Below are 13,025 nucleotides of genomic sequence, written 5' to 3'. Positions count from 1 at the left end.
ATATATATCATGGTAAAAGATTTATTCGAAAGAATTCAGACTAATAAAGGACCATTGGGAAAATGGGCTTCACAAGCAGAAGGTTATTTTGTGTTTCCAAAATTGGAAGGCGAATTAGGACCTAGAATGAAATTTCAAGGAAAAGATATTTTGAATTGGAGTTTGAATGATTATTTAGGTCTTGCCAATCATCCAGAAGTACGTAAAGCGGATACTGAAGCTGCTATTGAATACGGAGCTGCTTACCCAATGGGAGCGCGTATGATGAGTGGTCATACTAAATACCACGAACAATTAGAGCAAGAATTGGCTGCTTTTGTAATGAAAGAATCAGCTTATTTATTGAATTTTGGTTACCAAGGAATGGTGTCTATTATTGATGCTTTGGTGACTAAAAATGACGTGATTGTTTATGATGTTGACGCACATGCTTGTATTATTGATGGGGTACGTTTACACATGGGGAAACGTTTTACTTACCGTCATAATGATGTGGAGAGTATGGAGAAAAACTTACAACGTGCCACAAAATTAGCTGAAGAAACTGGAGGAGGAATTTTATTTATAACCGAAGGTGTTTTTGGAATGCGTGGTCAACAAGGAAAGTTGAAGGAAGTGGTGGAAATGAAGAAGAAATACAATTTCCGTTTGTTAGTTGACGATGCACATGGTTTTGGAACACTTGGAAAAACAGGAGCTGGAGCAGGTGAGGAACAAGGCGTTCAAGACGATATTGATGTGTATTTTTCGACTTTTGCCAAATCAATGGCTAACATTGGTGCTTTCGTAGCAGCAGATAAAGATATTATTGATTATTTGAAATACAATTTACGTTCGCAAATGTTTGCTAAAGCGTTACCAATGATTCAAACTATTGGATCATTGAAACGTTTGGAATTATTGCGCCAATCGTCTGAGATTAAAGATAAATTGTGGGTAAACGTGAATGCGTTACAAAACGGTTTAAAAGAAAGAGGATTCAATATTGGCGATACTAATACTTGTATTACCCCAGTGTATCTTGAAGGTTCTATTCCGGAAGCGATGATTATGGTGAACGATTTGAGAGAAAATTACGGAATTTTCTTGTCGATTGTGGTGTATCCTGTAATTCCTAAAGGAATTATTTTATTGCGTATGATTCCAACTGCTTCGCATACTTTGGCAGATATCGACGAAACATTAGCGGCTTTTGAAGCGATTCGTGAAAAATTAGTAAACGGAACCTACAAACAAATTGCTGAGCAAACGACAGTTGACGTTTCGTAATTAAGAAACTGAATTAAAAAAAATCCATTCAATTGAATGGATTTTTTTATGGTTGTGTTTTTTACAATTCTTTTCGAAATGTTTTTCTGCGACAAATAATTTTGGGGTCAAAGTTTTTCCAAAGTAAATGAATCGCATGATTGTCGGCTAATTCAGGAGTTCGAATGCAGTTTTCAATTCCTTTTTCGGTAAAAGTGGTGTGGTATTCTTTGAAAATAATAGCGTGAACTCCTTTGTTTTGGTACTCAGGATGTACTCCAATAAGATAAAAAGTAACGTCTTTGCTTTTGTTTCTCGCGTTTAGCAAGTGTAAGAATCCAAAAGGAAACAATTTACCATTTGCTTTTTGCAATGCTTTGGAAAAACTAGGCATCACGATGGCAAAAGCAACTAAATTGCCGTCTTTATCTTCTACAAATTTGATGTATTCCGGATTGATAAAACTGATGTATTTTTTCTTAAAATATTCTTTTTGAACATCAGAAATGGCAACAAATGAAGATAAACTAGCATAAGAGGCATTGAACAAATCAAACATTTTATCTACATAAGGAAGCACGTCTTTTGTTTTTTTAAAATTGACAGGTCGGAGTTGGTAACGCCTTTTGATTAACTCTTGCGCTTTGTCAAAATAGTCTAATTTTACGTTTTCAAAAGGGAATTTGTTTTCCAAATATTCCTTTTCGGTTACATAGCCTAATTGTTCAAAATGATTAGCATAATACGGATGATTGTACCAAGTAATCATCGTGCCGATTTCTTCAAACCCTTCAGTAAGCACCCCCACTTTGTCTAAATTAGAGAATCCCATTGGGCCTTCCACATAGTCTAAATTGTTTTTTCGACCTAATTCATAGACTTTTTCTAACAAGGCTTTGGTTACTTCAATATCGTCAATTACATCAAACCAACCAAAACGGACTTTCTTCTTTTGTTGATTGTTGACTTCTTCCCAGTTAATAATGGCGGCAATTCGACCTACAATTTGATTGTTGCGATAGGCCAAATAAAAATAGGCTTCTGCGTTTTCAAAAGCTGGATTTTTAGTCTTGTCAAAGGTTTCTAATTCGTCAGCAATAATGGGTGGCACCCAATATAGGTTGTTTTTGTATAAGGAAAAAGGGAATTTAATATAGTCGGTCAATTCACTTTTGCTAACCGCTTCTTTAATTTGAATCATCGTATATAATCTAAAAAATCAGGAATTTCTTTTTCTTGTTGCCTTTCTTGGCTCTTTTTTGTGCTTTTAAAACATTGGGATCTTCAATAGGCATTCGTACTTCGTTATAATTAGCATCATAACGCCAAGAAAAACCAAGTCCTCCATAGAAAATAGAAGGCGTGTTTTTTAGACTAGCACTTGCTGAAGCGTCAATTTGAAGGTCGTCTGTAAGTAAATAAGCGGCTCCAGCTCTAACAATAGCATCACTATAGAAATCACTTTTATAGCCTTGGTTTTCTACAAAACCAGACCATTTGTCGTTAAATCCTTTGGTCAAAGTAAGTGCGTAGCCATAACTTGGATATTCTGTGCCAATATAATCGGCAATAGTATTGGTGACAAATACCCATGTACCGTCACCCAAATGATTTTGAGTAATCAAAATGACTTTTGGCGAAATACTCGCGTTGGGAGAAAAATGATACGGATTGTTAGCAGAAGTGAAATTGGCACCTGCAAAAACAGAAACAGCAGGAATTAATTGGCGCCAGCTGAATTTACGATTCGCATTCCAACTGTACACATTGATTTTCTTTTCGTGATTTTTAAATGGATCGTAAAGCAAATATTTGGCACCTAATATAGTTTGTTTTAACGCTTTTTGATTTGTTTTTGTGTACAAGGCTTCATACACTTGGCTTTGGTATTGAATATCGGCAATTACTTCCAATTTTTCCATAAACATTCCATAGCGCAAAGTAGCGTCAACTCCGTATCCATTAGTCGTATAATTGAGTAAATGGTGTTTTTGAGAAATGCCATAAGTGCCTGTTTCTAATTGAATTACTGATTTTCCTACCGCAAAAGCCGACATCGTTTCGCCAGGTCTATTGGAATTAATTTGGTCAGTGTATTGCGCAAAATTCAGTAGCGGAATTAGCAAAAGAGCCAATAACAAAGAATGGTTGATTTTAAACATAGTTATCTTTATTGGATTAAAAAGTAATAACGCTTCCCAAATGTACTATATTTTATTATTTATTTAAGAATGATATTTTTATTTTGAGCGTTTGATTTATTATTTTTGAAAAAAATATTTGATTATGCAAGAAGCTTCTTTTTCTAATTTTATAAGAACAGTATTCTATATATTGATGTTCTATTATTTATTTAAATTTTTAGCGCGTATATTTTTGCCAATTTTGGTCAAAAAAGCAGTAGAAAAAGCAGGTGAAAATTTTCAAAAGCAACAGCAATATACTCAAGAAGCGGCTTGGAAAAAAGCATCTAATAATGACGAGATAATTTACAAAGAAACAGATTCTAAAAATCCTCGTGAAACCAAAAAAGTAGGGGATTATGTGGATTACGAAGAAATAGATTAAATTTGCCTCCAACCCACTTTTTCATATTCTAACCAAACTATTTCAACTTTGAAAAAACTACATACGTTCTATCCTCATTTGCTTGCCATTATTGGTTTTGTTCTGATTTCGCTGATTTACTTTTATCCTGTTTTACAAAGAAAACAAATCTTCCAATCGGATATTGTACAATATACCGGAATGGCAAAAGAGCAAAATGATTTTAGAGCTGCTACTCATATTGAGCCGTATTGGACGAATGCTGCTTTTGGCGGAATGCCAACCTATCAATTAGGAGCTAAATACCCTCACGATTACATCGGTACTTTGGATGATGTGTTACGTTTTTTACCTCGCCCAGCCGATTATTTGTTTTTGTATTTCTTAGGTTTTTATGGTTTATTATTGGTACTAAAAATGGATCCTCTGAAGGCTTTCTTTGGTGCCATTGCGTTTGGATTCTCCACCTATTTAATAATAATTCTTGGAGTGGGACACAATGCTAAAGCCCACGCTATTGCCTATATGCCACTCGTAATTGCTGGTTTTTTATTGGTGTTCCAAAAAAAATATGTTTGGGGAGGTTTGCTGACTTTGTTTGCTACGGCATTAGAAATCAATGCCAATCACTTTCAAATGACCTATTATTTGTTGATTTTCTTATTGGTTTTAGTAGGTTATTTTACATATCAATTCATTAAAGAAAAAGATTTTAAAGGTTTAGGACGCGCTTTTGGAGTGCTTGCCATTGCTGGGATTTTTGCTATTGGTGCCAATGCAACCAACTTGTTAGCCACTACTGAATATACCAAATTCAGTACAAGAGGAAAAAGCGAATTGACTTTCAATGCCGATGGTTCTAAGGTAACCGAAAATAGTGCTTTGTCTCGCGATTACATTACCGAGTACAGTTACGGAATTGCCGAAAGTTTCAATTTGGTGGCGCCACGACTTTTTGGAGGTTCTAATAATGAAGCTTTAGGAACCGATAGTAGTATGTATCAGTTTATGATTAGTCAAGGTGTTCCTGCTGTTCAAGCACAAGATTATGTAAAAGGAATGCCGACGTATTGGGGAGACCAGCCGATTGTGGCCGCACCAGCTTATATTGGAGCAGTAGTTTTCTTTTTAGCTTTTTTAGCGTTGTTTATAGACAATCGAAAAATCAAATATGTTTTCTTTGGAGGCGCGATGATTGCTTTGGTGCTTTCTTGGGGTAAAAATTTCCCTACTGTAACTAATTTTTTCATAGATTTTATCCCATTGTATGACAAGTTTAGAGCCGTTTCTTCTATCCAAGTTATTCTGGAATTGTGTTTTCCTGTATTGGCGGTGATGGGATTGCAATCTTTTTTCCAATTGGATCAAGACCAACAAAAGAAAGGATTGTTGCAAACGACTATTTTTGGAGTAGGAGTTATGGCGATTCTGTTTTTAGTCAAAGGAATGTTTAACTTTTCGGGAAGTGGAGATGAGTATTTCTTGAAGAGTTACGGACCTGCTTTTGTCGATGCTTTAAAAGCAGATAGAAAAACCATGTATAGCGCTGATTTATTGCGTTCTACTTTCTTTATTCTACTTGTAGCGGGAGCCTTATGGTTGTTTATCAAAAATAAATTGGCACAACAAACAACCATTATTGTTATTGGTTTAGTGATGATTTTTGACTTGTTCTTGGTCGATAAAAAATACGTTTCAGATAAAGATTTTGTGAGCAAAAGAGAAGTAGAAGTACCTTTTCAAGCGACTCCAGTGGATTTGCAAATTTTAAAAGACAGTAGCAATTACCGAGTTTTTGAAATTAATGGTAATTTATCGAGTGCAAGAGCTTCGTTTTTCCATAAATCGATTGGTGGTTACCATGCGGCCAAGCCGAGAAGAATGCAACAATTGTTTGACTACCAAATTGCTAAAAATAATTTGGAAACCTTAAACTTTTTGAATGTAAAATATTTGATTCAAACCGATAAAGACGGAAAAGAATTTCCGATTGCCAATCCAGAGGCGAATGGAAATGCGTGGTTTGTGAGTCAGGTGAAATTAGTTCATTCTGCTGACGAAGAGATGAAAGTTTTAGATCAATTCGATTCTAAAAATATAGCGGTAATTAGTGCCAAAGAATTTGAAGTCAAAAAGACGGCTTTCGCCAAAGACAGTTCGGCTACTATCACATTGGATTCGTATCAACCCAATGATTTGAAATATACTTCGATTAATCCTAATGAAGGTTTGGCAGTTTTTTCTGAAATGTATTATAAAAACGGTTGGAACGCTTATATTGACGGCAAGAAAGTGGAATATCTTCAAGCTGATTATGTTTTGAGAGCTTTGCCAATTCCAGCGGGGAAACATAGTGTTGAATTCAAGTTTGAGCCTCAAGTAGTGCAAACAGGAAGTACAATTACTTTGGTAAGTTCTATTGGAATACTATTGCTTTTGATGGGTGGAATTTATTTTGAAAGAAAAAAGAGAAGTGAATAGTTGATGTTTAATTTGTAAATTTGATCATTAATTTCGATAAAAATGAAGGCAGCCAAATTAAATCATGCTCATCCCTCAAAAATGGAAGCCCGTTATATTGATGAGGTTAGAAAAATGACGCCGCAACAACGTTTTGAAAAGTTTATGGCGATAATTGAGCTTTCCTATATGTTGAAAAAAGCTAAAAAAATAGTTAAGTAATTCGATGGATAGTCAGATAATTGAAATTTGGAAGTACTTCTCTTTGAATAAAGTTAAATATTTGACTATTGGAGGACTTGCCGTAAGTATATATGGCTATGGGAGAAATACAGGTGATATTGATATATTTATTGAGGACTCAATTGAAAATAGAAAAAACTTAAGGGAAGCATTAAAACAACTTGGAATAGGTGATTTTGAAAATATTAATACGATGCAGTTTATTCCAGGTTGGACAGATATTACTTTGAATTTTAATTTAAGATTAGATATAATGACCTCTGTAAAAGGTTTAGAAAATAGTTCTTTTGAACAACTTTTAAAACAAGCCTATATTGTTGAGATTAGCGAAACTCCAGTTTACTTTTTAGATTATAATAATTTAATCAAAGCTAAGAAAGCTTCAAATCGCCCAAAAGATATTTTAGATATTGAAGAATTAGAAAAAATCAATAATAAATCTAATCAATAAATTTGGAACCAAATCAAAAAAAACTTTTAATCATCACGTATTATTGGCCACCAGCAGGAGGGCCAGGAGTGCAACGTTGGTTGAAGTTTGTTAAATATTTACCGGATTTTGATGTACAACCTATTGTGTATGTACCTGAGAATCCTACCTATCCAATTGTCGATTCCCATTTGGAAAGTGAAGTTTCGGATAAAGCGATTATTTTAAAAAATCCAATTTTTGAGCCCTATCAATTAGCTTCTTTTTTATCTAAAAATAAGACCAAAAAAATCAGTTCGGGAATTATTCCCAATCAGAAAAAACAATCTTTTTTAGAGAAGGTTATGCTTTGGGTACGTGGCAATTTGTTTATTCCAGATGCGCGTGTTTTTTGGGTAAAACCTTCTGTTGCATATTTGGAGAAATACATTCGGGAGAACGAAATCGATACGATAGTTACTTCTGGTCCGCCCCATAGTTTGCATTTAATCGGTTTGGAATTAAAACAAAAATTAAATCTAAAGTGGTTGGCTGATTTCCGTGACCCTTGGACCACTATTGGTTACCATAAATCGTTGCGGTTATCTCAATATGCAGCTAAGAAGCACAAACAACTAGAAAGTCAAGTACTGAATTCAGCAGATACGATTATTGTAACAAGTAAAACAACCAAAACCGAGTTTCAAGTTTTAACAACTAAACCAATCGAAGTTATCACGAATGGTTTTGATGTTGAAAAAGTTGAAAAACAAACTTTGGACACTAAATTTAGTTTGGCACATATTGGTTCTTTTCTATCGGAAAGAAATCCGAAGATTTTATGGGAAAGTTTGATTGAGCTTTGTGCGGAAATCCCAGGTTTTAAATCCCATTTAGAAATCAAATTAATAGGTGCAGTAAGTCAAGAAGTTTTGGAAACAATTGGGCAATTGGGCTTGAATCCGTATTTGAATAACTTAGGTTATGTTTCGCATGCAGATGCAGTGGCTCACCAACGTAAATCACAAGTTTTATTGTTGATTGAAATCAATTCAGAAGAGACTAAAAGTATACTGCCAGGTAAATTGTTTGAGTATATGGTTTCGGAACGACCTATTATAGCCATTGGTCCCAAAGACTCTGATTTTGCAGAAATTATTACCAATACCAATACGGGAGTGTTTTTTGAGTATTCTGAAAAAGTGAAACTAAAACAAACCATTCGAGATTATTATACTCAATTTTTAGAAGGTAAATTACAATCGAATGGAGTAGGACTCCAACAGTATTCTCGAAAAAATCTAACCAAACAATTGGTGGAATTACTCCATCAATAATCCAAAATAACCATCCAACTTATGGGAATCGTTTTAAATCAATCTTTAAAAAACACTATCATAACCTACATTGGTTTTGCCGTTGGAGGAGTTAGTACGTTGTTTTTATTTCCTCCCATTTTAGGAAAAACGTATTACGGTTTGTCTAATTATATTTTGTCTTGTGCCAATGTGATCATGCCTTTGTTTGCTATTGGAATGCAAAATACCTTAGTTAAGTTTTATTCTCAATGCAAAACGGAAAAGGAAGAAAACCAATTCCTATCATTCACTGTTTTATTTCCTCTTGTATTATGTATTCCGTTGATCTTTATTGGATTGTTTTTTTACGATGATATTGTTTCTTTTTTGACTAAAAAGAATCCAATTGTAAAAGAGTATATTTACTTAATTCCATTTATGGGTTTATGTATGGCTTACTTTGAGATTTTTTATGCTTGGGCTAGAGTACATATGCATTCTGTATTTGGAAACTTTATTAAAGAAGTGGGTCTACGCTTGTTTTCGGTAGTAGGACTTTTAGGGATTTATTTTAAATGGATTACGGCTATTGATTTTATTTATTTAACGGCAGTAATTTATTTCGTAGCCTTTTTAGTGACGATGTTGTATGCTTTTAAAGTCAAAAAACCTGTTTTCCAATTTTCGATTCCTCACAATGTTAAAGCTATTTTAGAATACACGTTTTATATTATTCTGTCGGGTAGTGTGGCCAACTTACTTTTGGATGGCGATAAAATTATGTTGAATCAATACATGGATATTGGAAATATAGCGTATTATTCTGTGGCGACTTATATCGCTTTAGTGATTTCGGTTCCAAGCCGTGCGATGCACCAGATTGTGTATCCTATTACGGCCAAATTAATGCACGAAAACAAACACGACGAACTCAACGATTTGTATAAAAAGACGTCTATTAATTTGCAATTAGTGGGTGGATTTGTGATGCTATGTATTTTTGTGAATATAGACCAGTTGTATGAAATGCTACCAAAAGATTATGCAGGTGGAATATGGATTGTATTTATGATTGGTCTATCTAAATATTTTGATTTAATTCTCGGTAATAATAATGCCATCATTTTTAATTCTAAATACTATCGTATGGTATTATTTTTAGGATTGATGTTGGTATTAGTTACGTTTGTTTTAAATATAATTTTCATTCCACTATATGGTATCATAGGGTCTGCATTTGCCACTTTGTTATCAATTACACTATACAGTGTAGCTAAACTAATGTTTGTGGTAAAACGGATGCATTTGTATCCTTTTACAACACAGACATTGTATTCAATCAGTATTACCGTTGTACTTTTTGTATTGTTTTATTTTTGGCAATTTCCGTTCCATCCTATCATAGGAATTGGTTTAAAGTCAATTTTAGTAACGGTGCTTTATGTGTATTTGAACTATAAATTTGTTATTTCTGTCGAAATAAATCGATTTTTGGACGATATTTTTAAGAAACTGAAATTAAAATCGTAATTTAGAATATCCTTTGAAATCTACACTTTATTAATATCACTAAAAGTTGGTATTGTGCATACTATGTAATGGAATTATTTTTGCTAATAGTTGTAAAAAACATAATCCCAATTCAAATGAAAAACAATCCCATCAGTTCTGAAAAAAGTCTTCAAGATTTTTACAAAAGAGTTAGCGCTAGAATCCATGCAGGTTTTATCGTGAAAGAAAAAAATGATAAATTACCTTTCGCTATTTTATCTAGAGAACCAAGATCTATTAATCATACACTCAATTTCGCCCTATTTTGTTTGACGCTTGGATTATGGTCTATAGGGTGGCTGTATATGACTTTTGTGTATGGTAAAGAAAAAAGAATTCTCATTGCAATTGATGAAGACGGTAAAACCTTTGAGGAACCATGCTACTAATAATCCGATTTATAGTTTTTCTTTTAAATAGCTAGCGGTAATAGATTTTTTCATTTTCACTACATCTTCGGGAGTTCCTGCGCCTAATAACTTTCCTCCATTTTCGCCTCCTTCTGGTCCTAGATCAATAATCCAATCGGCACATTTGATAAGGTCCAAATTGTGTTCTATGACAATGATGGAATGGCCTTTTTCAATTAACGCATCGAAGGAAGCTAGTAACTTCTTGATGTCGTGAAAATGCAATCCGGTTGTAGGTTCGTCAAAAACAAAAAGCGCCTTGTCTTTGGTAGCTCCCTTAACTAAAAATGAAGCTAACTTGATGCGTTGTGCCTCTCCACCAGAAAGAGTAGAAGATGATTGTCCTAATTGTACATAACCCAATCCCACATCCTGAAGGGGTTGTAATTTTTGAGTTATTTTAGTTTGTTTATGTTCAGCAAAAAAAGCAATAGCATCATCAATAGTCATCGTTAATATGTCATTGATGTTTTTACCTTCAAAACTAACTTCTAAAACTTCCTTTTTGAAACGTTTTCCATTACAGGTTTCGCAATGCAGTTGTACATCGGCCATAAAAACCATTTCTACATTGATAGTTCCTTCTCCCTTACAGCTTTCGCAACGTCCACCATCGACGTTAAAAGAGAAATGTTTGGCTTGATATCCTCTAACTTTAGATAGCTTTTCTTTGGCATACAAATCCCGAATATCATCATACGCCTTGATATAGGTAACGGGATTAGAACGCGAACTTCTTCCAATAGGATTTTGGTCTACATATTCAATGTGTTTGATGTGCGAAAATGACCCGATCATTTCGGTAAACTGACCTGCTTTTTCTCCTGCGTTATCTAATTTTTTTTGCATAGCAGGAAATAAAATCTTTTTCACCAAAGTACTTTTTCCACTTCCAGAAACTCCTGTAATAACAGTTAGAACGTCAAGCGGAAAGCTAACGTCAATGTTCTGCAAATTGTTTTCTCTTGCGCCTTTGATTTCGATTTGATTTTTGAAAGGTCTACGTTTTTTTGGAACCGAAATTTCCAAATTACCATTCAAATATTGAGAAGTTAATGAATCCGATTGTAGAATTTCATTATACGTTCCTTGCGCTACTAAATTTCCTCCATGGGTTCCGGCCTCAGGACCAATATCGATAATCATATCGGCAGCTTTCATTATATCTTCGTCATGTTCTACTACAATTACGGTATTGCCCAAATCTCGTAGAGACAACAAAACTTTAATTAAGCGTTCAGTGTCTTTAGGATGCAAACCAATGCTTGGTTCATCCAAAATATACATAGACCCCACCAAGCTACTTCCTAAAGATGTCGCCAAGTTGATACGTTGCGATTCGCCTCCGGAAAGTGTAGCCGAATTTCTATTTAGGGTAAGGTAATCCAACCCTACTTCGGTTAAAAAGGACAAACGGTTGTTGATTTCAATGAGCAGTCGTTTGGCAATTTGTTTTTCGTACTCGTTGAGTTCAATGTTTTTGAAGAATTCAACTAGGTGAAGGATAGGTAAATCTACCAAATCGGAAACGGTTTTGCCGTTTATTTTTACATAAGAAGCTTCAATTCGTAAACGTTTTCCTTTACAGGAGTTGCATTTAGTTTTGCCTCGATAACGAGACAACATCACGCGGTTTTGAATCTTATAATTTTTCTCTTCTAATTCTTTGAAAAAATCATTTAACCCTTGAAAATATTCATTTCCTGTCCAAACTATTTCTTTTTGTTCTTCGGTCAATTCGAAAAAAGGTTTGTGAATTGGAAAGTCAAATTTGTAAGCATTTTTCACCAATTCATCTCTGAACCAACTCATGCTTTCACCTCGCCAAGGAAAAATAGCATTCTCAAAAATGGATAAGCTTGTATTTGGTACCACCAATTCAGCATCAATTCCAATGATATTGCCGTAGCCTTCGCAAACAGGACAAGCCCCATAAGGATTGTTGAAGCTGAACAAATGCACATTGGGTTCCAAAAAAGAAATCCCGTCTAGCTCAAAATTATTGGAATACGAAAAACGTTTCTCTGAGTTTAATTCTTGCAAATAGCAAATCCCTTTTCCTTCAAAAAATGCAGTTTGAACAGCATCGGCCAAGCGATTATAGAATTCTTCTTCGGCTTTGACTACAATTCGATCAACAATCAGAAAGATTTCTTTTTTGCTCAAACCTTTGGGTAAATCGTCTAATCGAACCATTTCGCCATCCACTAAAATTCGAGCAAAACCTTGTTGCAACAAGACGTTCAGTTTGTCTTCTAGTTTTCGCCCTTTTTCCAAATGAATAGGAGCGAGGAGGAGCCATTTGCTATCCAGCTCTAATTTTTTCACCTCCGACACAACATCGGTTACGGTATTTTTTTTAACTTCTTGGCCTGAAATAGGTGAGAAAGTACGTCCTACACGGGCATATAATAATTTGATATAATCGTAAATTTCTGTTGAGGTTCCAACGGTCGAACGTGCATTGGTCGTATTGACTTTCTGTTCAATAGCAATAGCGGGTGCAATTCCTTTGATGTATTCTACTTTGGGTTTGTCCAAACGACCTAAGAATTGGCGCGCATAAGACGATAAGCTTTCTACATAGCGACGTTGACCTTCAGCATATAAAGTGTCAAAAGCCAAACTCGATTTTCCAGAACCTGAAAGACCAGTAATTACTACCAGTTTGTTCCTTGGAATGGCTACGTCTACATTTTTTAAATTATGTACTTGAGCGCCTTTAATGATGATGTTTTTCTTTGGGTCTAATGTAGAAAGGTCAATTGACATAAAAAGTGTATTTTGAGCAAAAGTAATCAATTTTCGACTCAGAATTACTACTCTAAGATATCCAAATTACTACTTCAATCCATTCCT

At 34.5% G+C, this 13,025-nt stretch carries 11 protein-coding genes; 8 read left to right on the top strand and 3 right to left on the bottom strand.

Annotated features, from left to right (window positions below):
- Positions 1–9: 9 nt before the first annotated feature.
- Positions 10–1,269, top strand: coding sequence for an aminotransferase class I/II-fold pyridoxal phosphate-dependent enzyme (locus tag Q0L65_RS09185; protein WP_296685554.1), 1,260 nt, complete (start codon positions 10–12; stop codon positions 1,267–1,269).
- A gap of 61 nt (positions 1,270–1,330) precedes the next feature.
- Here the strand turns inward: Q0L65_RS09185 and Q0L65_RS09180 are convergent, their stop codons facing one another.
- Both Q0L65_RS09180 and Q0L65_RS09175 read right to left on the bottom strand, forming a co-directional pair.
- Positions 1,331–2,449, bottom strand: a complete 1,119-nt coding sequence (locus Q0L65_RS09180; protein WP_296685552.1) for a GTP cyclohydrolase — start codon at positions 2,447–2,449, stop codon at positions 1,331–1,333.
- A gap of 10 nt (positions 2,450–2,459) precedes the next feature.
- Positions 2,460–3,410, bottom strand: a complete 951-nt coding sequence (locus tag Q0L65_RS09175) for a transporter (protein WP_296685550.1) — start codon at positions 3,408–3,410, stop codon at positions 2,460–2,462.
- 124 nt (positions 3,411–3,534) lie between these two features.
- Here Q0L65_RS09175 and Q0L65_RS09170 point away from each other — a divergent pair, with 124 nt between their 5' ends.
- The 7 genes from Q0L65_RS09170 (at position 3,535) to Q0L65_RS09140 (ending at position 10,145) form a co-directional block, all read left to right on the top strand.
- Positions 3,535–3,816, top strand: coding sequence for a DUF4834 family protein (locus tag Q0L65_RS09170; protein ID WP_296685548.1), 282 nt, complete (start codon positions 3,535–3,537; stop codon positions 3,814–3,816).
- A gap of 48 nt (positions 3,817–3,864) precedes the next feature.
- Entirely contained in the window at positions 3,865–6,276 is a 2,412-nt protein-coding gene (locus Q0L65_RS09165; protein WP_296685547.1) for a YfhO family protein, read from the top strand.
- Between the two features lie 42 nt (positions 6,277–6,318).
- On the top strand, positions 6,319–6,477 hold the full coding sequence (locus Q0L65_RS09160; protein WP_296685546.1) for a hypothetical protein: 159 nt from the start codon (positions 6,319–6,321) through the stop codon (positions 6,475–6,477).
- Between the two features lie 4 nt (positions 6,478–6,481).
- Positions 6,482–6,949: a DUF6036 family nucleotidyltransferase gene (locus Q0L65_RS09155; protein WP_296685545.1), complete on the top strand. Its 468-nt coding sequence runs from the start codon at positions 6,482–6,484 to the stop codon at positions 6,947–6,949.
- 2 nt (positions 6,950–6,951) lie between these two features.
- A complete protein-coding gene (locus Q0L65_RS09150; protein WP_296685543.1) occupies positions 6,952–8,244 on the top strand; it encodes a glycosyltransferase family 4 protein in 1,293 nt (430 codons plus the stop codon).
- A 21-nt stretch (positions 8,245–8,265) separates the two neighbouring features.
- Positions 8,266–9,735 (top strand): oligosaccharide flippase family protein, encoded by a 1,470-nt coding sequence (locus Q0L65_RS09145; protein ID WP_296685541.1) that lies wholly within the window; start codon positions 8,266–8,268, stop codon positions 9,733–9,735.
- Positions 9,736–9,851: 116 nt separating this feature from the next.
- Positions 9,852–10,145 (top strand): hypothetical protein, encoded by a 294-nt coding sequence (locus tag Q0L65_RS09140; RefSeq protein WP_296685539.1) that lies wholly within the window; start codon positions 9,852–9,854, stop codon positions 10,143–10,145.
- A 9-nt stretch (positions 10,146–10,154) separates the two neighbouring features.
- Here Q0L65_RS09140 and uvrA read toward each other — a convergent pair whose 3' ends face one another.
- Positions 10,155–12,938, bottom strand: coding sequence for an excinuclease ABC subunit UvrA (gene uvrA, locus Q0L65_RS09135; RefSeq protein ID WP_296685537.1), 2,784 nt, complete (start codon positions 12,936–12,938; stop codon positions 10,155–10,157).
- Between the last annotated feature and the right edge of the window lie 87 nt (positions 12,939–13,025).

The sequence above is a fragment of the Flavobacterium sp. genome, from assembly GCF_024642105.1.
GTDB lineage: Bacteria > Bacteroidota > Bacteroidia > Flavobacteriales > Flavobacteriaceae > Flavobacterium.
This window is presented reverse-complemented; position numbering and strand designations above follow the sequence as displayed.